This window comes from Stenotrophomonas sp. HMSC10F07 (genome assembly GCF_001807895.1).
GTDB classification, from domain to species: domain Bacteria; phylum Pseudomonadota; class Gammaproteobacteria; order Xanthomonadales; family Xanthomonadaceae; genus Stenotrophomonas; species Stenotrophomonas sepilia.
Map to the genome: position 1 here is coordinate 32601 of NZ_KV791339.1, position 22301 is coordinate 54901.

Sequence of the window (22301 nt, forward strand, 5' to 3'; positions counted from 1 at the left end):
CAACGCCGGGCATGGCCCGGCGCTACCGTTCAGCGCTCTCAGCCGGCATCCACCGCCAGCGCACCCAGCGCACTGGCCTTGATCCGCTCCTTGGCCTTTTCACAGGCGCCACCGCAATCCAGGCGCGAGGCCTCCAGCTGCGGCGGCAGGTGCTCGGCCAGGAAGTCGATGAACACGCGCACCGCCGGCAGCAGGCCGCGGCGCGAAGCGAACACGGCGTGGCACACGCCCTGCGGCAGCGACCAGTCCGGCAGCACCACTTCCAACTCGCCGTTGCGCACGGCGTCGGCGCACACCGTCTCCGGCAGCATGGTGATGCCGAAACCGTCCTTCACCATGCTCTGCAGCAGCGGGAAGTCGAAACCGGCCACGCGCGGCTGCAAGTCGACCCGGCGCACTTCGCCTTCCGGGCCATGCAGTTCCCAGCGCTGGCGTGCTTCGTCTTCGCTGATGCTGAGGGTGACGTGCTGGGTGAGCTCTTCCGGGTCCTTGGGGCGTCCGGCGCGGTCCAGGTACTTCGGGCTGGCCACCAGCAATTCCTGCACCTGGCCGAAGCTGCGCATCACCAGGCTGCCGTCGTCGTCCAGGCGTGAACGCACGCGCAGGGCGACGTCGTAGCCTTCATTGATGATATCCACGCGGCGATTGCTGATGTTCAGCTGCAGCCGCACCTTCGGGTACTGCTCAAGGAACTTGGGCAGCAGCTTGGGAAGCTGCATCTGCGCCAGTGACACCGGCACGCTGGCGCGCACCACGCCGCGCGGCTCCGCGCTGAGGCGGTCCACCACTTCGCGTGCGGCCTGGGCCTCGGCCAGCATCGTCTGCGCATGGCGGTGCACGCTGGTGCCGACATCGGTGACCGCGAAACGGCGCGTGGAGCGCTGCAGCAGGCGTACGCCCAGGTCGGTTTCCAGCTGGCTGATGCGGCGGCTCAGGCGCGACTTGGGAATACCCAGTGCGCGCTCGGCGGCGGCGAATCCGCCGTGGTCGACCACCATCGCGAAGTAGTACAGGTCATTCAGGTCATGCATACCCGAGTTCCATATCTAGAACAATACGTGGCATTCAACCACCTTTATTCCGCCTTTGCAACAACCTATCGTTCTCTCCGTCGGCGGGGCCACCCCGCCCCTTCCTCCCAGAACACAGGTGACTGCCATGAAGCTTCTGCATCTCGACGCCAGCGTGCTTGGCGACAACTCCGTCTCGCGCCAGCTGTCGGCCGCTGTGGTCGCCCGCTTCGCCAGCCAGATCGATGACCTGCAGGTCGATTATCGCGATCTTGACGCCAATCCGGTACCGCATCTGCGCAGCAGCTCGCTGGCCAAGACCGACGCGGCCGAGGCGACCGATGCTGAACAGGTGATGCAGCAGTTCCTGGACGCCGACATCGTGGTGATCGGCGCGCCGATGTACAACTTCAGCATTCCGTCCACGCTGAAGGCCTGGATCGACCGCGTGGCCGTGGCCGGCCGCACCTTCAAGTACACCGAGAACGGCCCGGTGGGCCTGGCCGGTGGCAAGCGGGTGATCATCGCCAGCAGCCGTGGCGGCATCTATACCGACTCGCCGGCCGACTTCCAGGAGCCGTTCCTGCGCCAGGTGTTCGCCTTCATGGGCATCAACGAGGTCGAATTCGTGCGCGCCGAGGGCATCGCCTATTCGCCGCAGCACCGTGAAGACGCCATTGCCGGTGCGCTGGCGGCACTTCCGTCGCACGAAGCGGCCGAAGCCGTCGCCGCGTAACGCGTTCCAACGTTCGGCGCCCCTCTCTCCTCGTCTGGGCGCTGAACGCGGGCCGGGATCCCCTCCCCCATCCCGGCCCACCCTGGCGGCCCCGCTGTGCGGGGCCGTCTTCTTTTGCGACGCGCTAGGCTGGGGGCATGAACTACATCGTGACCGCTGCGCACCGCAGCGAATTTCCGCACCCGATCACCCTGCGCCGCGGCCAGGCGCTGGTAGTGGGCGAACGCTATGAAGGCCCGGAGGGCTGGGACGACTGGTTCCTGTGCGAGGCCGAGGGGCAGCAGCCCGGCTTCGTGCCGGCGCCGGTGATCGGCCGCGATGCGCAGGGTGGCGCGTTTGCCACCGAGGATTACTGCGCGCGGGAGCTGGATGTGGATCCCGGGCATCTGCTGCGAGGAATGCGCACGCTCAATGGTTGGGCGTGGTGCGTACCGGAAACCGGCGAACCGGGATGGGTACCGCTGGAGAAGCTGCGGGCAACAGAAACCCAGTAGGGCCCGAGCCCATGCTCGGGCGGCGGCGCCGAGCGCCGATAGTCAATGCGGCCCGCGATGGGCAAAAGCAGCCGAGCATAGGCTCGGCTCTACATGGATCTGTAGCGCCCGGGCCTACGCTCGGGCGGCGGTGCAAAGCGCCGGCTGTCAGGCGATGGTTTCCAGGCCGCCCATGTACGGGCGCAGGGCCTCCGGCACGGTGATGCTGCCGTCGGCGTTCTGGTAGTTCTCCATCACTGCGATCATCGCGCGGCCAACCGCCACGCCCGAGCCGTTCAGGGTATGCACCAGCTCAGGCTTGCCGGTGGCCGGGTTGCGCCAGCGCGCCTGCATGCGGCGGGCCTGGAAGTCGCCACAGTTCGAGCACGAGGAGATCTCGCGGTAAGTCTCCTGCGACGGCAGCCAGACTTCCAGATCGTAGGTCTTCACCGCTGAGAAGCCCATGTCGCCGGTGCACAGCAGCACCTTGCGGTACGGCAGGCCCAGCTTTTCCAGCACCACTTCGGCACAGCGGGTCATGCGCTGGTGCTCGGCGTCGCTGTCTTCCGGGCGGCTGATCGAGACCAGCTCGACCTTCTCGAACTGGTGCTGGCGGATCATGCCGCGCACGTCGCGGCCGCCGCTGCCGGCTTCGGAACGGAAGCACAGCGAATGCGCGGTCATGCGCAGCGGCAGGCGCTCGGCGTCGAGGATCTCGTCGCGGGCGATGTTGGTCAGCGAGATTTCCGAGGTCGAGATCAGGTAACGCTTCTGCTCACCCAATTGGGTGATGAACATGTCCTCTTCGAACTTGGGCAGCTGGCCGGTACCGTACAGGCTGTCGGCGTTGACGATCACCGGTACGTTGGTTTCCTGGTACTCATGCTCGCCGCTGTGCAGGTCGAGCATGAACTGGGCCAGGGCGCGGTGCAGGCGAGCCAGCGGGCCGCGCAGCACGGTGAAGCGCGAGCCGGACAGCTTGGCCGCGGTCTCGCCATCGAGCCACTTGTTGCGCGCACCCAGCTCAACGTGGTCGAGCACCTTGAAGTCGAACTGGCGCGGGGTACCCCAGCGCGCCTGCTCGACGTTGTCGTTCTCGTCGGCACCGGCCGGCACGTCATCGGCCGGCAGGTTCGGGATCCCCATAGAGATCGCTTCGATCTTCTCGCGCAGCTCGTCCAGCGCCACTTCCGAGGCCTTCAGCTCGTCGGCGAATGCAGCGACCTCGGCCATGATGGCCGACACGTCCTCGCCCTTGGCCTTGGCCTGGCCGATGGCCTTGGAACGGCTGTTGCGCAGGCTCTGCAGCTCCTGGGTACGCACCTGGATGCGCTTGCGATCGGCCTCCAGGGACTCCAGGGCAGACACGTCGAGCTCGAAGCCGCGGCTGGTGCGCAGGCGTTCGGCGAGGTCGGCGGGCTGGTGGCGGAGCAGGGCTGGATCAAGCATGGCAGGTGTCGTGGTGGGTATCAGGGATGGGATTATCGCTTGTTATACGGATTTCTGCCGCCCGGTTCATTCCCGCCGTGGCAGAATCGGGGCATTCCGTACTGGTCCGGTCCATGTCTGCACCCCGCTCGTCGTCCGCCAAGTCGTTTACCGTGCATATCCCGCGCAACGCCCTGAAGATCGCGGGCATCGCCTTCGGCGTGGGCGTGCTGCTGTTCGTGCTGGTCTGGTTCACCGGTCGCGACAAGGAATTCTTCCGCGCCGACCCGGCCGCACAGACCCCGCAGGAGACGGCGCAGGTGGAACCGCTGCCCGAACCGCTGGCTGCGGCCGCCGGTTCCAGCGACATGCCCGATGCCAAGCCGGCCCCGGTCGAGGAGGAAGCCCCGAAGCTGGTCGAAACCCCGCCGCCACCGCCGGCGCCCGTCGCTGAAGCGGCCCCGGTCGCACCGGCCCCGGCGCCGGCTGCCACAGGCAACAGCCAGCCGATGCCGATTGCCGGCCAGTCGCCTCCACCGGCCTACCCGGCCGCCGCGCTACGCGCCGGCGAGACCGGCAGCGTGGTGGTGCGCGTGGATGTGGATGCCACCGGCTATCCGAACAATGCCACGGTGATCCAGCGCAGCGGCTCACGCGAGCTCGACCGTGCCGCGACCGATGCGGTGCGCCGCTGGCGCTTCACCCCGGCGCAGAGCAACGGCCAGGCCGTACCGGGCAGCATTGAAGTGCCGTTCGACTTCAAGACCCAGTAACTGAACGTTTCCCGGCAGGCAAACTGAACCCTGCCGGTCGCGTTGACGCAACGCTGACACTTCCCGCCACTGGCCCGCGCAACACTCTCCCCGTCGTCCATTGACGGAAGGAGTTTGCGATGACCGCCACCACCCACGAAGACCTTCATTCGCCGCAGCTGCAGCAGGACGCCAGCGAACAGCACAAGCCCACGTCGCCCTGGATGTGGATCGCGCTGATCGTGGCGATGTTTGCCGCCGCGCTGCTCTGGCTGCGTCACTCGAACCAGGAAGACGTGGCGCCGGCACCGGTCGGCGAGCGCATGCTGCCCGCGCCCGAGCAGGCGCCGGTCGCCGATGTACAACAGCCTGCGGCCCGCCAGGCCGCAGCGGCCGGCAACCAGCGCAAGGCCCCCCCTGCCGTACGCAATCGCGAGGCACGCCCGCTGGCAGGCAACAGCAAGCCGACCTACCCCGCTGCCGCGCTGCGCAATGGCGTGCAGGGCAGCGTGATCGCCAGCCTGAATGTCGATACCCGCGGCCAGGTCACCAATGCTGCGATTGTTTCGCGCAGCGGCGAGCGCAGCCGTGACCTGGATCGTGCGGTGCTGAGCGCCGTGCAGAACTGGAAGTTCCAGCCGGCGATGCATGAAGGCCGTGCAGTGGCCAGTGTGGTGCGGGTCCCGGTGGATTTCCGTACCGGACAGCGTTGATCGCGGACGAGGGGTTCGTGATGTTTAGACGGAGGCTTCGGCCTCCGTCCTTTTATGCGGAGAAGCGTGCCGACCAAGGTCGGCACCTACCGGGCGATGTGAGCGCGCCGACCGAGGTCGGCGCCTACCGGGCGATGTGAGCGTGCCGACCGAGGTTGGCACCTACCGGAAAACCTGATCGGCCGATCAGGCCAGGTTGAAGCCGGCGCTGCGTGCCAGGCCGTCGAAGTCCGGGAAGGAGGTGGCGACGTTGGCGATGTCGTTGATGCGCACTTCGCCGTCGCTGATCTGGCCGGCAATGGCAAACGCCATGGCAATACGGTGGTCACCGTGGCTTTCGATGGTGCCGCTACACAGGCGCACGCCCCCGTGCAGGGTGGCGCCGTCTTCGGTCTCGTCCACCTGCATGCCCAGCGCACGCAGGCCGGTGGCCATCGCCGCAAGGCGGTCGGATTCCTTCACTCGCAGTTCGGCCGCACCGCTCACCACGGTCTGGCCCTCGGCGGCCGCGGCGGCCACGAACAGCGCCGGGAACTCGTCGATCATGTCCGGCACCAGCGCTTCCGGAATGCGTGCGCCCTTCAGCGGGGCGTAGCGCACCACCAGGTCGGCCACCGGTTCACCGCCCTGTTCTGCCGGGTTCTCTTCGCTGATGTCCGCACCCATCAGGCGCAGCGCATGCAGCAGGCCAGTGCGACGCGGATTCAGGCCGACCTGCTTCAGGCGCAGCTCGGAACCGGGAATGATGCTGGCGGCGACCAGGTAGAACGCGGCCGAAGAGAAATCGGCGGGCACCACGATATCCGTGGCGCGCAGGCGCTGGCCACCGCGCAGGCGGGCCTTGCCCGGCGAAAACGCGATGTCCACGCCGAATGCGGACAACATGCGCTCGGTGTAGTCGCGGGTCGGGTGCGGTTCGGTCACGCTGGTTTCGCCCTGCGCATACAGCCCGGCCAGCAGCACCGCCGACTTGACCTGCGCACTGGCCACCGGCGAGGCGAAATCGATGCCGTGCAGCGCTTGGCCACCATGCACGTGCAGCGGCGGTGTGCCGTCGTCCTGGGTATCGATCCTTGCGCCCATCTGCGACAGCGGGCCGGTCACGCGGCGCATCGGGCGGCCGGACAGCGATTCATCGCCGATCAGCGTGCAGTCGAAGGCCTGGCCTGCCAGCAGGCCCGCCAGCAGGCGCATGCCGGTACCGGCATTGCCGCAGTCCAGCGGTGCCTGCGGCGCTTTCAGGCCGTCGATACCCACACCATGCACGATGCGCTGCGACGGGCTGGGGGTTTCGATGCGCACCCCCAGCTGGCTGAAGATGCGCGCGGTGGCGCGGGTGTCTTCGCCTTCCAGGAAGCCTTCGATGTGCGAGGTGCCATCGGCCAGCGCGGCAAACATCACCGAGCGGTGCGAGACCGACTTGTCGCCGGGGATGGTCAGGCTGCCCTGCAGCGGCTGGCCCTTGCGGGCAATCCAGTGTTGCGCGTTGCTCATCGTTCGATCATTCCGTAAACACCGGCAGCGCCGGCGATGCATCAGGGAGCGGCGGCTGTTGCCGCCACAGCAGCACTCAGGGCACGGCCACCGGATAGGAGCCCAGCACCTTGATCTGCGCCGAGTGCGCTTCCAGTTCGGCCAGCGCGGCCTGCATCGGCGCGTCGTCGATATGGCCGGCCAGGTCGATGAAGAAACCGTACTCCCACTTGCCGTGGTGTGACGGCCGCGACTCGATGCGGTTCATGCTGATGCCGTGGCGGGCGAACGGGCTGAGCACGTCGAACAGCGCACCGGGCTTGTCATGGATGAACACCAGCACCGAGGTGCGGTCGTGCCCGGAGGTCGGGAAAATGTTGCGGCCCACCACCAGGAAGCGGGTGGTGTTGTCGGCATCGTTCTGGATCGGCTTGGTGACCACCTTCTTCAGGCCGTAGACGTGGCCGGCACTTTCGCCGCCGATGGCCGCCGCGTCGTCGGCGTTGCGCGCACGGCGCGCGCCTTCGGCGTTGCTCGACACCGGAATCTTCTCGGCCTTCGGCAGGTTGGCGCGCAGCCACGCCGAGGTCTGCATGAACGACTGCGGATGCGCGTAGATGCGCTCGATGTCCTCGATGCGGCCGCTGCGCGACATCAGGTACTGCTGCACGCGCAGTTCCACTTCGCCGCAGATCTTCAGGTTGGAGGTCAGGAACATGTCCAGGGTGATCTGGATGGTGCCCTGCCCCGAATTCTCCACCGGCACCACGCCGAAATCGGCGTTGCCCGCTTCCACTTCCTGGAACACCTCTTCGATGCTGGCCATCGGCAGGCCCAGCGCGGAGCGGCCGAAGTGCTTGAGCACGGCCTGCTGGCTGAAAGTACCTTCCGGGCCGAGGTAACCGATCTTCAGCGGCTCCTGCTGGGCCAGGCAGGCCGACATGATCTCGCGGTAGACGTGCACCAGCAGTTCATCGCTGAGCGGGCCTTCGTTGCGGTCCACCACCATGCGCAGCACCTGCGCTTCTCGCTCGGGGCGGTAGTAGTCGACGGCGGCGGCGAGCTTGCCCTTGGCCTTGCCGACCTGGTGGGCGAAGCGCGCGCGCTCGGCGATCAGGCTCTGGATGTCGCGGTCGATCTGGTCGATCTTCGAGCGCACATCGGCCAGCGCCAGCGGCGCCAGGGTGGGTGCCGGGTTCGAGATGGCCTTGGCCTTGCCCTTCGCCTTGGTGGGCACGCTGTCCTTGGCCGGTTCGGCCTTCTTCGGCGCCTTCTTGCTGGATTTGCTGCTTGCCATCGGAATTCCTTGTTGCGGGGCACGCACCCGACGGTGCGCGCCGTTCATTGCTCAGCCGTGACGCTGCTGGAAATCGGCCATGAAGGCGACCAGCGCTTCGGCCCCGGCCAGCGGCATGGCGTTGTACAGCGAGGCACGGATGCCACCGACGACCTTGTGCCCCTTCAGCGCCAGCAGGCCAGCGGCCTTGGCCTCGGCCACGAAGCGGGCATCGAGATCGGCATCTGGCAGGAAGAACGGGATGTTCATCCGCGAACGGGCCGCGTGTACAACCTCATTGCGGTAGAAGCCGCCGGAGCCGTCGATGGCGCCGTACACCAGCGCGGCCTTGGCGGCATTGCGCCTGGCGAACTCGGCCACGCCGCCCTCGGCCAGCATCCACTTGAACACCAGGCCGGCCAGGTACCAGTTCCAGGTTGGCGGGGTGTTGAGCATCGAATCGCGGGCGACATGCGAGCGGTAATCGAAGATGTCCGCGCGTGGCTGGCCACTGCGCTCGAGCAGGTCGCGGCGGATGATCATCACCGCGATGCCGACCGGGCCCAGGTTCTTCTGCGCGCCGGCATAGATCACACCGTAGCGGCGCACGTCCAGCGGCTCGCTGGCGATGGACGAGCTGAAGTCGGCGATCAGCGGAACGTTGCCGGTGTCGGGCACATCACGGAACTCGACGCCGTGGATGGTCTCGTTGGCGGTGATGTGCACATAGGCGGCATCCGGCGAGAGCTGCCAGTCGGCGCGCGGCGGCAGCGTGCGATAGCCATTGGCCTCGCTGCTGGCGGCGATGTTGACGTCCACGTAGACACCGGCCTGCCTGACCGCGGTCTTGCCCCAGTGGCCACTGACCACGTAGTCGGCACGCTGGCCGGGGGCGGCGAAGTTCAGCGGGATCAACGCCTGCTGGGTGGTGGCACCACCGGACAGGAACAGCACCGCATAGTCTTCGGGGATATCGAGCAGGCGACGCAGATCGGCCTCGGCCTCGGCGGCCACGGACATGAATTCCGCGCCGCGATGGCTCATTTCCACGATCGAAGCGCCGGACCCGTGCCAGTCCAGCATTTCCGCCTGCGCCTGGCGCAGGACCGATTCCGGCAAGGTCGCAGGGCCGGCACTGAAGTTGAACGCGCGCGTCATGTCACACCTGTGGGGCAAGACCCCTAGTATGCCGCAGTGCACCAGCCTTGCGGCCTTGTGCGGCAAGGGAAATTTGGTTTCATCGGAATCCATTGGCCGTCCGCATGGACCGGTAGTCGCCGACCTTGGTCGGCATACGCCGTCAGGCGTCATGCCCGCCGACGGAGCGTGCCGACCAAGGTCGGCACCTGCCAGGGCGGGCCCAGCGGATACAGATCAGCGCGCGCCGAACCAGAGCAGCAGGCTGAGCAGCGCGGCCAGCAGCAGCGCACTGACCAGCAGCCACGGCCAGCGCCGCACCCTGCGCGGCGCGGCCGGCAGCACCGGCGCCTGTTCCACGTCCTCGCCCGACTCGTCCTCGACCGGCAACGACCGTCGGCGCGGATCATGCGGCACTTCCAGCACGAAACGGTGCTGGCCATCGAACACCACCTGGTCGCCGGCCTGCAGCCAGCAATGGCGCACGGCCACGCCATTGACGCGGGTGCCGTCGGCACTGCCCAGATCGCGCAGCAGCACGCGTTCGCCGTGCACTTCCACGCGGGCATGCTGCTCTGCAAAAGCCGGGTCATCGATGGCGATGTCGGCCTCGTTGCCACGCCCGATCAGGCGGGCCCGCGACAGGGTGAAGCTGCGGCCATGATGGAGACCGCCGACACCGCGCAGCAGCCGCTGCTGCTCGTCGCTGCCATCTTCGGCTTTCGGCGCAGGCGCCTGCAGCAGGCTTTCGACCTCGCCCTGCAGGACCATCTCCACGCCATCCACATACACCGCATCGCCTGCACGCAGCAGGGCCATCCGGCGTACCGGGCGACCGTTGACGTGGACGCCGCGGATGCCGTTGCCGACCTGCAGCCAGAGGCCGCGATCATCCATGCAGAACTGGGCCAGCAGCAGTGCGCCGTGGCCAGGATCTCCGAGCCGCACGCTGCCGTTGGCCTGGCGCACGATGCGCTGCACCCCGGGCCGCAAGGGCTGGTCGGGCTGTTGTTGTTGACTGAAGTGAACAAGCAGGTTCTGCACGCGGCGCAGCCTAGCAGGTTGGTCGCCAACGAAGAAGAACCCACGATGAGTGCTTGGCGCGGCGGCCCTTGATGCGCACAATGCTTGCCCTCTTCGACCATCCCCGCCCTGCGCCAGGAGCCTGCATGTCCACCATCGATGTCCGCCACGCCCACGCCCTGCCCGATGCACAGGCGCGCGCCGCGATCGAACAGGTCGCTGCCAAGCTGTCCGAGCGCTTTGGCCTGAAGTCGTCCTGGACCGCCGACGTACTGAACTTCTCCGGCAGCGGCGTGGACGGTGCGATCCAACTGCAGCCGGGCGCGGTGCGCGTAACCGCCAAGCTGGGCTTCCTGCTGTCGGCGATGAAGGGCATGGTCGAAGGCGAGATCCAGCGTGTGCTGAAGGAAAAGCTGGGCTGAACCCCGGCGGCGGCCGTCACGGCCGTGCAACGCCGGTGCGCGCTACTCTCGGGGGCAGGCCCAACTCCCACGGGAAGTGCGATGAACCACTACGAGAACGACGACCGCCGCAACGACGATACCTCTTTCGGTGACCAGGCCGAGCGCTTCTCGCGCAAGCTGAGCGATTCGGCCCAGCAGGTCTGGCTGGCCGGGTTGGGTGCGCTGGGTCGCGCCCAGGCCGAGGGCAGCCGCTTCTTCGACGGCCTGGTGAAGGAAGGCGAAGCCTGGGAAGCCCGCCGCCGTGAACGCAACGGCGACCAGGGCCCGGGCTGGCGTGACAATGTCGAGACCTCGCTGGACGAGGCCCGCGAGAAGGCCTCCGGCACCTGGAACAAGGTCGAGAAGGCCTTCGATGACCAGGTGCAGGGCGTACTCAAGCGCCTGCATGTACCCACCGCCGACGAAGTGACCGCGCTGGAGGCGCGCATTGATGCCCTGCACGCGCGCCTGGCCAAGCTGGAAAACCGCGCCGCGTCCGGCACCGATGCCCCTGCTCCGGGCAGCCATCAGTCACCGGACAGCGTGCCCTGACCACGATTGTTGCAATGCAATAAAAATTGATTGACAATCGCGAGCAACCCGCCAATCGCTTCGGCTGCCGTTTGTTCCCTCCCCTCACGGCTTCAGGATTGGCGGGTTTTTCGTGCCCGCTGTACGCCGATCTGCGCGCTCCATCACGCTTTCTGTCAGGAACATCCTGACCCGGCCAGGCACCGCGACCTTTACACTGTCGTTCTCCGCTTTCGCCCCTTCCGCCCTACTCCTGCATGCTCCCCTGGATCCTGGCCCTGCTGTCGGCCCTGCTTAGCTGTTTCCTGGCCGTTATCTATCTGTGGTGGGTCAAGCGGCGGCAGAAGGAGATGCAACTCGGCCTGCAGGCCCTGGCGGGCATGCATTGGCGCGAATTCTCCGTTCTGGTCAAGCGCATGCTGCGCGAACAGCGCGGCCTGCGTGAACTGATCGATCCGGCGGAAGAAGCCCGCGAACCAAGCAGCGATTTCATGCTCAGCGATGGCCCCAACCACTGGCTGGTGTCGTGCAAGCATGGCCTGGCCTACCGCATCGGCACCGCCGCAGTGAACGAGCTGGGTGCGGCCGCGCGCCTGGCCGGGGCCAAGGGCGGCGTGCTGCTGACCGAAGGCCGCATCGAGCGCGACGGCCGCAGCGCCGCCGAGAAGCAGGCGGTTGAAGTGCTGGACGGCCCGCGCCTGTGGCCATTGCTGCAGCCTTACCTGCCCGGCGACATCGAAGCGCGCGTGCGCGCCAGCGCCCGGCACGAAGCGCTGCGCCGCATCGCCATCGCCGCACTGGGTTCGGCAACGCTGGGGCTGCTGGTTGGCCTGGGCCTGCAGGGCCTGCGTGTGGAAGAGGCCGCGCCGGTTGCTGCAGCGCCGGTGGTGGCGACGCCTTCAACGGCGCCTGCGGCGAAACCTGCTGGCACCGCGGCAGTGCTCCCGGCCGCCCCTGCACCCGCGGCTGCCGTCGCCCCGGCGGTCGACGCGCGCAGCAATCCCAATCCGGATGCAGCCACGCTGGAGCGCTTCCAGGCCGATCTGGCCCGCGCTCTGGCCGGCAAGCCCGGCATCGCCAGCGGTGTCTGGCTGACCCGGCAGACGCTGGCGATCAACCGCACCGGCGAACTGGACGCGGTGTGGCCGCAGGTCTGCGAGGAAGTGCTGCACTACCCCGCCCTGCGCAACGTGCGCATCCAGCTCAATGCCCGCCCCGGCGTGGATGAGCCGGTGCGCTGGCGGCAGTGCGCCACGTATTGATGGGGCAACATCCACGCATGGCGTGGATCTACTGAATCCCGATACACGAATCTCTGGTAGATCCACGCCATGCGTGGATGCCTTTGCAGAGTCGAGCCACGCTCGACTCATCGCGCAACGCGCGAACAGCAGCCGAGCATGGGCTGGGCTCTACAAGGCGCCTGCTCAGCCCAATGCTGCGAGATGGGCGATGTAACTGGAGCGGGATTCGCCGGCCGCCCTGGCCTGCGCATCCAGCCTGGCCAGGATGCGACGCGGCAGGCTGATGTTGACCCGCTCGATGGTGTCGTCCAGCAGAGATGGATCAATGCAGATGTAGGCAAGAATCCAGGCCGTACCACTGGGAGCCTCGGCGACGATCTTCTGTGGCGCAGAAGGACTGGGAATCGAGCGCCCCTCATCCAGGGCCGCATCGATCCAGGCAAGCGCAGACTCCTCGGCCGCGCTGAGCGCATCGTCAAGCGTGTCGGCTGCCGAGAAGCACCCCGGCAGATCGGGAACGATGACCCCCCACGCGGTGCGTTCATCGCCGGCCTCAATCAAGACTGGATAGCGCATGGGACCTCCTACGTCAGTCCTGCGAGCTTCCGCCACGCCTGAACCAGCCCCTTGCCCAGATCCTTTCTGGGGTGAGGCACGGTGATGATGTAAGGCCACTGCGGGTGCACGAATACATGATGGGATCCGCGAATCCTGCAACAGGTCCAACCTGGCGCCTGAAGATCCCGGATGAGGTCCCTGCTCTTCATGCAGGGACGATACACATCGTACACACGCACCAACAGAGTTCGAGACGACAGCCGTACCGGACCAGTAGATCCACGCCATGCGTGGATGGAATCCCTAGCGAGCGCCCGGCGCGAAGCGCGCAACCAGGTCCCAGGCATCCCCCAGGAACACCTGCCGCACGCGGGTGATCGGCTGATCGCCACGCCAGGTCAGGCGCTCGATCACCAGGCAGGCGGTGCCCGGTTTCACGTCCAGCAGCCTGGCCGTGGCGGTGTCCGCACCCCAGGCGCTGATGCGGTGCTGGGCACGGGTCCACGACACATTCTGCAGCAGCCAGCTGCCCGGCGCGGTGGTGCTGAAGTCGACCTCCAGTACCTCGGGCACGCCGACCGGACTGATCAGGCGGTGCTCCAGCGCCAGCGGACGGCCATCGGCCAGGTGCAGGCAGCGCATCGCCAGCAGCTTCTCGCTGCCGGCCAGCTCCACTTCACCGGCATTGCCGGCGTCGGCCAGGCGCAGCTCGCGCTGCAGCAGGCGGTACGCGTACTGGTGGCCGCGCGAGCCGACTTCCATCGCGATATCCGGAATTTCCAGCGCCACCTGCTCCAGGTGCGGCGGCTGCCGCGCTACGAACGAACCCGCACGACGGCGGCGCTCGATCATGCCGCTCTCGGCCAGCGCGGTCAGCACCTTGTTCACCGTCATCCGCGAGCAGCCGTACTGCTCCATCAGCTCGTGCTCGTAGGGAATACGGAAGCCCGGCGCCCACTCTCCACTGAGGATGCGGCTTTCCAGATCGCTGCGGATACGCTGGTTGAGCGTGGCGGACTTGCTGGCCTTCACGTAATGGGATCCCGGTGGCGGAGGCGATCAGCCCAGCACGCCCTTCAGGGCGGCGGCGAAGGCGGTGGTGATCGCCTCGCGCTGCAGGTGGCGGCCCTCGGCCACGCAATGGCGGCCATGCCGCCAGACCGATCGCAGCGCGCCATTACGTGCGGCGAACACCCAGCTGTCAAGCCATGCGTCATCCTGTCGCGCCTGCAGCGCGGGGTGTGCGGCATCCAGTTCGACCAGATCGGCACTGGCGCCCACCTGCAGGCCAGCCGCCACGCCCAGCGCCTGTGCGCCACCGTGCAGTGCACCTTCGAACAGGAAGCGACCGGTGCTGCGGGTGGCATCCGGCGCCAGCACGTTGCGACCGCGCAGGGTCAGGCGCTGGCCGTATTCGAGCAGGCGCAGCTCTTCGGCCGCGTTGATCAGCACATTGGAATCGGAGCCGATGCCGAAGCGCCCGCCCTCGCGCGCAAAGGCCTGCATCGGGAACAGGCCGTCGCCCAGGTTGGCTTCGGTGATCGGGCACAACCCGGCCACGGCACGGCTGGCCACGATGGCCGCGCGCTCGTCGTCGGTGATGTGGGTGGCATGCACCAGGCACCAGCGCGCATCCACCGGCGCATGGTTGTACAGCCACTGCACCGGCCGCTGGCCGCTCCAGGCCAGGCAGGCCTCGACTTCGCGCACCTGCTCGGCGATATGGATATGCACCGGGCCGTCGGTGAGCGGCAGCAGCGCGCCCAGTTCCTCGCCGGTAACCGCGCGCAGGCTGTGCGGGGCGATGCCAAGCACCGCATCAGGCAGCGCGGCCAACGCCGGCTTGGCGGAATCCAGCAACTGCGCGAAGCCGTCTACATCGTCGATCAGGCGACGCTGCGCGGGGTTCGGCGGCGCCCCGCCGAAATCGGCATGCGCATAGAACACCGGCAGCAGGGTCAGACCGATACCGGTCTGGTCGGCGGCGGCGGCAATCCGTGCACTCATCTCGGCACGGTTGGCATAGGCGTGGCCATCGGCATCGTGATGCAGGTAATGGAACTCGCCGACCCGGGTGAAGCCGCTTTCCAGCATTTCCATGTAGGCCTGGGCGGCGATGGCCTGCACCGCATCCGGGCGCAGATGGGCCAGGAAGCGGTACATCAGCTCGCGCCAGCTCCAGAAGCTGTCGCCGTCACCGCCGCCGATCTCGGTCAGGCCGGCCATGCCGCGCTGGAACGCGTGGCTGTGCAGGTTGGGCAGGCCCGGCACCAGGACGCCGACGCGGGTGTCACCGCCCTGCGCGGCCTGCCCCTTGCTGATTGCCGTGATGCGGCCGTCCCGCACCTGCAGGCGGACATCGCGGGCCCAGCCCTCGGCCAGCAGGGCGTGGGTGGCATGGAAACTGAGCAGGGAACGCGAATCGGACATGGCTGGACAACCCGAAATGGACGCCTATATTGTATAGACATATAAGCACAGCCGCGTTGTGGATGCCATGCACGTCGATACCCTCTGGTCCAACGTTCACCTGATCACCCTCGATGGCGAGGGCCTGGGTGTCATACGCGATGGCGTACTGGCCTGCGCCGAGGGCCGCATCGTCCACGTCGGCGCTGCCGGCAGCGATGCGCACCTGCAGCCGACCACCCGCATCGACGGCGAAGGTCGCTGGATCTCGCCGGGCCTGATCGACTGCCACACCCACCTGGTCTACGCCGGCAACCGCGCCAACGAATTCGAGCAACGCCTGCAGGGCGTCAGCTATGCCGAGATCGCCCGCGCCGGCGGCGGCATCGTCTCCACCGTGCGCGCCACCCGCGCTGCCACGCCCGAGCAACTGGCCAGCGAGAGCCGCCCGCGCCTGCTGGCGATGCGCGCCGAAGGCGTGACCACGATCGAGATCAAGTCCGGCTACGGCCTGACCCTGCCCGACGAACGCAAGCAGCTGCAGGTTGCACGCACGCTGGGCGAGGAATGCCGGGTCAACGTGGTGACCACCTTCCTCGGTGCACACGCGATTCCGCCGGGCCGCGAGGCACAGGAGTACACCGACGAGGTGTGCGAGGTGATGATTCCGGCCATCGCCGCCGAAGGCCTGGCCGAAGCGGTGGACGTGTTCTGCGAGAACATCGCCTTCTCGCCCGCGCAGGCGCGGCAGGTCTTCGAAGCGGCGCGCGCCAACGGGCTGGCGGTGAAGATCCATGCCGAGCAGCTGAGCAACCAGCATGGCGCCGAACTGGCGGCCGGTTTCGGTGCGCTCTCCGCCGACCATATCGAACATCTGGACGATGCCGGGATCGCCGCGATGGCCGCTGCCGGTACCGTCGCCGTGCTGCTGCCCGGTGCTTTCTATTTCACCCGCGATACCACCCTGCCGCCGATCGCCGCGCTGCGTGCGGCCGGCGTGCCGCTCGCGCTGGCCACCGACAGCAACCCGGGCACTTCGCCGCTGACCAGCCCGCTGCTGGCGATGAACATGGGCGCCACCCTGTTCCGCCTGACCGTAGATGAGTGCATCGCCGGCTTCACCCGTGAAGCGGCGCGCGCACTGGGCCACGGCGAGCGCATCGGCCGCCTGGCCGTGGGCATGGACTGCGACCTGGCGATCTGGGATATCGATGCGCCCGCCGACCTGGTCTATCGCATTGGATTCAACCCGCTGCACGCGCGCGTGGTGCGCGGGCAGCCCGACCTGCCTGCCTCCTGGAGCAACGCATGAGCAACACCCTGGTTCTTCGCCCCGGCCATGTCACTCTCGCCCAGTGGCGGCAGGTCTATCGCGGTGCGCCGCTTGCACTGGACCCGGCCGCGCTGCCGGTGGTGCGCGCCAGCGCTGCGGCGGTGGCCGCCATCGTCGCCAAAGGCGCACCGGTGTATGGCATCAACACCGGCTTCGGCAAGCTGGCCAGCGTGCGCATCGAGCGCGAGGACCTGGCCACCCTGCAGCGCAATATCGTGCTCTCGCACGCTGCCGGCGTGGGCGAGCCAATGCCGGCCAGCGTGGTGCGGCTGATGATGGCGCTGAAGCTGGTCAGCCTGGCGCAGGGCGCTTCCGGCGTGCGCGAGGAAACCCTGCTGCTGCTCGAAGCGATGCTCATCAAGGGCGTGCTGCCGGTGGTGCCGGCGCAGGGTTCGGTCGGCGCCTCGGGCGACCTCGCGCCGCTCTCGCATCTGGCCAGCGTGATGCTGGGCGTCGGCGAAGCGTTCATTGGTGACCAACGTCTGCCGGCAACCGACGCACTGGCGCGTGCCGGCCTGCAGCCGATCGAGCTGGGCGCAAAGGAAGGCCTGGCGCTGCTCAACGGCACCCAGTTCTCCACCGCCTACGCGCTGGCCGGCCTGTTCGAGATCGAGACCGTGTTCCAGGCCGCGCTGGTCACCGGCGCGCTGTCGGTGGAAGCGGCCAAGGGCTCGGATACCCCGTTCGACCCGCGCATCCACGCCATCCGCGGCCAGCGCGGGCAGATTGCCGCTGCCGCGACGCTGCGCGCGCTGATGCAGGGCTCGGACATCCGCGAATCGCACCGCGACAACGATGTGCGCGTGCAGGACCCGTACTGCCTGCGCTGCCAGCCGCAGGTGATGGGCGCGGCGCTGGACATCCTGCGCCAGGCCGCAACCACGCTGGAAATCGAAGCCAACGGCGTCTCCGACAATCCGCTGGTGTTCACCGACACCGGCGAAGCACTGTCCGGCGGCAACTTCCACGCCGAGCCGGTGGCCTTCGCCGCCGACATGCTGGCGATGGCGGTGTGCGAGATCGGCTCGATCAGCGAGCGCCGCCTGGCGATGCTGGTGGACCCGGCGCTGTCCGGCCTGCCGGCGTTCCTGACCCCGCGCCCGGGCCTGAATTCCGGCTTCATGATTCCGCAGGTGACCGCGGCTGCACTGGTCTCGGAAAACAAGCAGCGCGCCTACCCGGCCAGCGTTGATTCAATCCCGACCTCGGCCAACCAGGAAGACCATGTGTCGATGGCCGCGCACGGCGCACGCCGCCTGATGCAGATGGCCGAGAACGCCGCCAACGTGATCGGTATCGAACTGCTGGCCGCAGCACAGGGCTGCGACTTCCACGCCCCGCTGCGCTCCAGTGCCGCGCTGGAAAGCGTGCGCGCCACCCTGCGTGCGCAGGTGCCGACACTGGAAGAAGACCGCTACTTCCATCCGGACATGGTGACCGCCACGAACCTGGTGCGCAGCGGCGCGCTGGCGCAGGGCCTGGGCGATCTGTTGCCGACCGTGGAACCGCAGGCATGACGACCCTTCCCGAATGGCTGACGGTCCATGAGGGCGATGCCCCGTTGATCGTCAGCTTCCCGCATACCGGCAGCGAGCTGCCGCATGAGCTGATGGGCGACTACCACTCGCCGTGGCTGGCCCGTCGTGACGCCGATTGGTGGGTACACGATCTGTACGACTTTGTGCGTGGCATGGGCGCGACCACGGTGCGCTCGGCAATCTCGCGTTCGGTGATCGATCTCAACCGTGACCCCAGCGGGGTCTCGCTGTACCCCGGCCAGAACACGACCGGCCTGTGCCCGCTGACCACCTTCGACAACCAGCCGCTGTACCACGCCGGACGCGAACCGGATGACGCCGAGATCGCGCGGCGTCGCGACACGTATTTCCTGCCTTACCACGATGCGCTGACCGCGCAGATCACCCGCCTGCGCGCGAAGTTCGGCACGGTGGTGGTGTACGACGCACATTCGATCCGCTCACATATTCCGCACCTGTTCGACGGCGAACTGCCGCAGTTCAACCTGGGTACCGCTGGCCCGTCTGGCGCGCCGGACACGTCCTGCGACAACGCCTTGAGCGACGTGGTGGAGAACCTTTTGAAGATCAGTGGCATGAGCCAAGTGCGCAACGGCCGCTTCAAGGGCGGCTGGATCACCCGCCACTACAGCAACATCGCCGGCGGCGTGCACAGCCTGCAGATGGAGCTGGCCTGCCGCGGCTACATGCACGAACCCCTGCCGGACCAGGTGGACGAGCGCAGCTGGCCCACCCCGCTCGACCCCGACCACGCCGCACCGCTGCGCCACACCCTGGCGCAGGTGCTCAATGCCTGCCTTGAATTCGCTACGAACCGGAGCGCCGCATGACCCGCAACGACCCGTCCCGCACCATCGCCGCGCCGACCGGCACTACGCTGAACGCCAAGAGCTGGCTGACCGAAGCGCCGCTGCGCATGCTGATGAACAACCTGCACCCCGATGTGGCCGAGCGCCCGCAGGAACTGGTGGTGTACGGCGGCATCGGCCGCGCCGCACGCGACTGGGAGAGCTTCGATGCCATCGTCGAAACGCTCAAGCGCCTGGACGACGACCAGACCCTGCTCGTGCAGTCGGGCAAGCCGGTGGGCGTGTTCCGCACCCACGCCGATGCGCCGCGCGTGCTGATCGCCAATTCCAACCTGGTACCGCGCTGGGCCAACTGGGACCACTTCAACGAGCTGGATAGAAAGGGCCTGGCCATGTACGGCCAGATGACCGCAGGCAGCTGGATCTACATCGGCGCGCAGGGCATCGTGCAGGGCACCTACGAGACCTTCGTGGAGATGGGGCGCCAGCATTTCGGTGGCGACCTGACCGGGAAGTGGCTGTTCACCGGTGGCCTCGGCGGCATGGGCGGCGCACAGCCGCTGGCCGCCGTGATGGCCGGCGCCTCCTGCCTGGCCGTCGAGTGCCGCAAGAGCAGCATCGACATGCGCCTGCGCACCGGCTACCTGGATACCTGGACCGACAACCTGGACGAAGCGCTGCGCCTGATCGATGAAGCCTGCAAGGCCGGCACGCCGAAGTCGGTGGGCCTGCTCGGCAATGTGGCCGACGTGCTGGCCGAACTGCTCAAGCGCGGCGTGAAGCCGGACCTGCTGACCGACCAGACCTCCGCGCACGACCCGGTGAACGGCTACCTGCCGCAGGGCTGGACCGTCGAGCAATGGGACGAAAAGCGCGTGTCCGCGCCGAAGGAAGTGGAGAAAGCAGCGCGCGCGTCGATGGCCAACCATATCCGCGCCATGCTCGGCTTCCACGCACTCGGCGTGCCGACCGTGGACTACGGCAACAACCTGCGGCAGATGGCGCTGGAAGAAGGCGTGGAGAACGCGTTCGACTTCCCCGGCTTCGTGCCGGCCTACATCCGCCCGCTGTTCTGCCGCGGCATCGGCCCGTTCCGCTGGGCGGCACTGAGTGGCGACCCGGACGACATCGCCAAGACCGATGCCAAGGTGAAGGAACTGATTCCGGACAATCCCCACCTGCACCGCTGGCTGGACATGGCCGCCGAGAAGATCAAGTTCCAGGGCCTGCCGGCGCGCATCTGCTGGGTCGGCCTGGGTGATCGCGATCGACTCGGCCTGGCGTTCAACGAGATGGTCGCCAACGGCGAACTGAAGGCGCCGGTGGTGATCGGCCGTGACCACCTGGACAGCGGCAGCGTGGCGTCGCCAAACCGCGAAACCGAAGCGATGGCCGATGGCTCCGACGCGGTGTCCGACTGGCCGCTGCTGAACGCCCTGCTCAACACCGCCAGCGGCGCGACCTGGGTCTCGCTGCACCATGGCGGCGGCGTGGGCATGGGCTTCTCCCAGCATGCCGGCATGGTGATCGTCTGCGACGGTACCGAGGCAGCGGCGAAGCGGATTGGCCGCGTGCTGTGGAACGACCCGGCCACCGGCGTCATGCGCCACGCCGATGCGGGGTATGACATCGCGATCGACTGTGCGAAGGAAAAGGGACTGGATCTGCCGGCGATCCTGGGCTGATCGCAGGGGTGCCGGCCCGCGGCCGGCACGACCCGAAAACACCTGTAGAGCCGAGCCATGCGCGGCTCATTTTTCCGGGTGCATGATGCCTGGCCCGAAGGCAGCCGAGCATGGGCTCGGCTCTACATGCCAAGATGCGCCATCACCGCTGATGGATCACCGCGATGTACCGCACCTTTGCTGCTGCATTGCTCTGCGTCCTGTTCGCTGCTCCGCCCGCATCAGCGAGTGACCTCTCCGCCGGCCTCTCTACCCAGCTCGACGCCCAACTGCAGGCCAACCTCGAACGCTACGGCATCGCCGGTCAGGCGGTACTGGTCGCCCACAACGGCCAGGTGCTGTACCAGGGCGCCAGCGGCGAACGTGATCGCGCTACGCACACACCTGCCACCGTCGATTCCATCTTCGCCGCGCAGTCGATGGCCAAGCTGCTGACCAGCACGCTGGTGATGCAACTGGTCGATCAGGGCAAGGTGGATCTGGATGCGCCGGCGAGCCGCTATGTGCCGGATCTGCCGACTGCATGGCAGGCAATCCACGTGCGCGACTTCCTCAACCACAGCTCGGGTATCGGCGAGTACTACAACCGGGTGGATAACCGCTGGGTGAGCAAGGGCTACCCCGGTGTAGCGCCTGACCTTGGCACTGCGCTGAAGGTGGCCGGCGCTGCACCGATGCAGTTCGCCACCGGCAGCCGCGTGCAGTACACCCAGGCCAACTACCTGGTGCTGACGGCGTTGCTGGAAGCGCACTACCGCAAGCCCTACCCGGCCATCGCGCGCGAACGTATCCTGCAGCCATTGAAGATGGCCAGCACCTCGTGGGGCGTTGCCAGCGTGCCGGCCCGGCGCGCGGCGGTGCCGTACATCGGCAAGGATGGCCAACTGCAGCCTGCCAATGAAGATCCCTGGCCGGACTACGGCTGGGGCCATGCCGATCTGCAGACCACCGTGGGCGACATGAACCGCTTCCTGCAGGCGCTGGCGACCGGCACGCTGGTGCGTACGGAGACCCTGGAAAAGCTCTGGCAGCCGCAGAAACTGAGCGGTGGCGGCAGCAATTTCTTCTCCACCGGATGGGACACCACCCGCAGCGACGGCTACACCCAGGTCGGCCATGATGGCGGCACCCATGTACGTGCGCGGCTGGCGTACAAGGACACGCTGGCCGACGGCTACTGGGTGTTCGTGTACCTGACCAACGGCAGCGCCCGCAATGTCTGGTCCAGCACGCTGGTGGAGAGCACGATGGCGGTCGCCGCGCCGCAGGAGTTTCCGCATGCGGTGCTGTCCGAGCGGCTGATCGCGTATGCGCTGGACGATGATGCAGGCGCTGCCCAGGCGATGCGCAGCTGGTTGCGCGATAACAACCGGGTGACCGGCAGCGAGCTGGAACGTGCGATCAACGCCAGTGGCTATGCCATCCGCGAGAGCCTTGGTGCACGCAGGGCGTTGAAGGTATTCGCCCTCAACACCGAGCTGTATCCGGATTCGGCCAATGTGTGGGACAGCCTGGCCGAGTGTCATGCGGCATTGGGCGAGAAGGAAGCCGCTGATCAGTTCTACGCAAAGTCGAAGACGCTGACGAAACCCTCGCCATAAACCCTGCTGTAGAGCCGAGCCCATGCTCGGCTGCTCTTCGTCGCGATGGCAGACAACCCGCGCTGCGCGCGATTAGCCGAGCGTGGGCTCGGCTCTACAGGAACGCGGCGGGCGGCCATACGCCGCCGA

The 22301-nt window shown here is 67.5% G+C and carries 22 protein-coding genes; 12 read left to right on the forward strand and 10 right to left on the reverse strand.

The window, feature by feature from the left end; genetic code table 11:
• Positions 1 to 38: 38 nt before the first annotated feature.
• Positions 39 to 1031, reverse strand: a complete 993-nt coding sequence (locus tag HMPREF3114_RS03245; protein WP_005410175.1) for a LysR family transcriptional regulator — start codon at positions 1029 to 1031, stop codon at positions 39 to 41.
• Between the two features lie 127 nt (positions 1032 to 1158).
• Here HMPREF3114_RS03245 and HMPREF3114_RS03250 point away from each other — a divergent pair, with 127 nt between their 5' ends.
• Entirely contained in the window at positions 1159 to 1746 is a 588-nt protein-coding gene (locus HMPREF3114_RS03250) for an FMN-dependent NADH-azoreductase (RefSeq protein ID WP_053497266.1), read from the forward strand.
• A gap of 137 nt (positions 1747 to 1883) precedes the next feature.
• Positions 1884 to 2240, forward strand: coding sequence for an SH3 domain-containing protein (locus tag HMPREF3114_RS03255; RefSeq protein ID WP_053497267.1), 357 nt, complete (start codon positions 1884 to 1886; stop codon positions 2238 to 2240).
• Between the two features lie 147 nt (positions 2241 to 2387).
• Here the strand turns inward: HMPREF3114_RS03255 and serS are convergent, their stop codons facing one another.
• Positions 2388 to 3668, reverse strand: coding sequence for a serine--tRNA ligase (gene serS / locus HMPREF3114_RS03260; protein ID WP_053497269.1), 1281 nt, complete (start codon positions 3666 to 3668; stop codon positions 2388 to 2390).
• A 113-nt stretch (positions 3669 to 3781) separates the two neighbouring features.
• On the opposite strand from serS, the gene HMPREF3114_RS03265 reads away from it, so the two are divergent.
• Positions 3782 to 4420, forward strand: coding sequence for an energy transducer TonB (locus HMPREF3114_RS03265; protein WP_053497271.1), 639 nt, complete (start codon positions 3782 to 3784; stop codon positions 4418 to 4420).
• A 119-nt stretch (positions 4421 to 4539) separates the two neighbouring features.
• Positions 4540 to 5112 carry an energy transducer TonB gene (locus HMPREF3114_RS03270; RefSeq protein WP_070489006.1) on the forward strand — a complete coding sequence of 191 codons (573 nt, stop codon included), beginning with the start codon at positions 4540 to 4542 and terminating at the stop codon, positions 5110 to 5112.
• 186 nt (positions 5113 to 5298) lie between these two features.
• Here the strand turns inward: HMPREF3114_RS03270 and aroA are convergent, their stop codons facing one another.
• From aroA to HMPREF3114_RS03290, 4 genes are all read right to left on the reverse strand, one after another.
• Positions 5299 to 6606: a 3-phosphoshikimate 1-carboxyvinyltransferase gene (gene aroA / locus HMPREF3114_RS03275; protein ID WP_070489009.1), complete on the reverse strand. Its 1308-nt coding sequence runs from the start codon at positions 6604 to 6606 to the stop codon at positions 5299 to 5301.
• Positions 6607 to 6682: 76 nt separating this feature from the next.
• Positions 6683 to 7882, reverse strand: coding sequence for a prephenate dehydratase (pheA, locus tag HMPREF3114_RS03280; RefSeq protein WP_053497275.1), 1200 nt, complete (start codon positions 7880 to 7882; stop codon positions 6683 to 6685).
• Between the two features lie 51 nt (positions 7883 to 7933).
• A complete protein-coding gene (gene serC / locus HMPREF3114_RS03285; protein WP_053497276.1) occupies positions 7934 to 9019 on the reverse strand; it encodes a 3-phosphoserine/phosphohydroxythreonine transaminase in 1086 nt (361 codons plus the stop codon).
• A 216-nt stretch (positions 9020 to 9235) separates the two neighbouring features.
• On the reverse strand, positions 9236 to 10042 hold the full coding sequence (locus HMPREF3114_RS03290; RefSeq protein ID WP_032954286.1) for an FHA domain-containing protein: 807 nt from the start codon (positions 10040 to 10042) through the stop codon (positions 9236 to 9238).
• A 125-nt stretch (positions 10043 to 10167) separates the two neighbouring features.
• Between HMPREF3114_RS03290 and HMPREF3114_RS03295 the strand changes: the two genes are divergently transcribed.
• The 3 genes from HMPREF3114_RS03295 (at position 10168) to HMPREF3114_RS03305 (ending at position 12257) form a co-directional block, all read left to right on the forward strand.
• Positions 10168 to 10443, forward strand: a complete 276-nt coding sequence (locus HMPREF3114_RS03295; RefSeq protein WP_070489012.1) for a polyhydroxyalkanoic acid system family protein — start codon at positions 10168 to 10170, stop codon at positions 10441 to 10443.
• Positions 10444 to 10524: 81 nt separating this feature from the next.
• On the forward strand, positions 10525 to 11016 hold the full coding sequence (locus tag HMPREF3114_RS03300) for a phasin family protein (protein ID WP_070489015.1): 492 nt from the start codon (positions 10525 to 10527) through the stop codon (positions 11014 to 11016).
• A gap of 236 nt (positions 11017 to 11252) precedes the next feature.
• Positions 11253 to 12257 carry a restriction endonuclease gene (locus tag HMPREF3114_RS03305; protein ID WP_070489017.1) on the forward strand — a complete coding sequence of 335 codons (1005 nt, stop codon included), beginning with the start codon at positions 11253 to 11255 and terminating at the stop codon, positions 12255 to 12257.
• Positions 12258 to 12422: 165 nt separating this feature from the next.
• Here the strand turns inward: HMPREF3114_RS03305 and HMPREF3114_RS03310 are convergent, their stop codons facing one another.
• The 4 genes from HMPREF3114_RS03310 to HMPREF3114_RS03320 are packed head-to-tail and all read right to left on the reverse strand — an operon-like array spanning position 12423 to position 15227.
• On the reverse strand, positions 12423 to 12815 hold the full coding sequence (locus HMPREF3114_RS03310; RefSeq protein ID WP_005417308.1) for a type II toxin-antitoxin system HicB family antitoxin: 393 nt from the start codon (positions 12813 to 12815) through the stop codon (positions 12423 to 12425).
• 8 nt (positions 12816 to 12823) lie between these two features.
• Entirely contained in the window at positions 12824 to 13144 is a 321-nt protein-coding gene (locus HMPREF3114_RS21575; protein ID WP_315970755.1) for a type II toxin-antitoxin system HicA family toxin, read from the reverse strand.
• A complete protein-coding gene (gene hutC / locus HMPREF3114_RS03315; RefSeq protein ID WP_049438039.1) occupies positions 13101 to 13829 on the reverse strand; it encodes a histidine utilization repressor in 729 nt (242 codons plus the stop codon). Before hutC ends, HMPREF3114_RS21575 begins: the two co-directional genes overlap by 44 nt.
• A gap of 27 nt (positions 13830 to 13856) precedes the next feature.
• Positions 13857 to 15227 carry a formimidoylglutamate deiminase gene (locus tag HMPREF3114_RS03320; protein WP_070489020.1) on the reverse strand — a complete coding sequence of 457 codons (1371 nt, stop codon included), beginning with the start codon at positions 15225 to 15227 and terminating at the stop codon, positions 13857 to 13859.
• A gap of 67 nt (positions 15228 to 15294) precedes the next feature.
• Between HMPREF3114_RS03320 and hutI the strand changes: the two genes are divergently transcribed.
• From hutI to HMPREF3114_RS03345, 5 genes are all read left to right on the forward strand, one after another.
• Positions 15295 to 16518 (forward strand): imidazolonepropionase, encoded by a 1224-nt coding sequence (hutI, locus tag HMPREF3114_RS03325; protein ID WP_070489089.1) that lies wholly within the window; start codon positions 15295 to 15297, stop codon positions 16516 to 16518.
• Complete coding sequence (gene hutH, locus HMPREF3114_RS03330) at positions 16515 to 18056, forward strand: histidine ammonia-lyase (protein WP_070489023.1); 1542 nt, start codon at positions 16515 to 16517, stop codon at positions 18054 to 18056. The genes hutI and hutH overlap by 4 nt, the downstream gene beginning before the upstream one ends.
• A complete protein-coding gene (gene hutG, locus HMPREF3114_RS03335; protein WP_070489026.1) occupies positions 18053 to 18907 on the forward strand; it encodes an N-formylglutamate deformylase in 855 nt (284 codons plus the stop codon). Before hutH ends, hutG begins: the two co-directional genes overlap by 4 nt.
• A complete protein-coding gene (hutU, locus tag HMPREF3114_RS03340) occupies positions 18904 to 20571 on the forward strand; it encodes a urocanate hydratase (RefSeq protein ID WP_070489029.1) in 1668 nt (555 codons plus the stop codon). Before hutG ends, hutU begins: the two co-directional genes overlap by 4 nt.
• 164 nt (positions 20572 to 20735) lie before the next feature.
• Complete coding sequence (locus tag HMPREF3114_RS03345) at positions 20736 to 22172, forward strand: serine hydrolase domain-containing protein (RefSeq protein WP_053497291.1); 1437 nt, start codon at positions 20736 to 20738, stop codon at positions 22170 to 22172.
• The last annotated feature ends 129 nt before the right edge of the window (positions 22173 to 22301 follow it).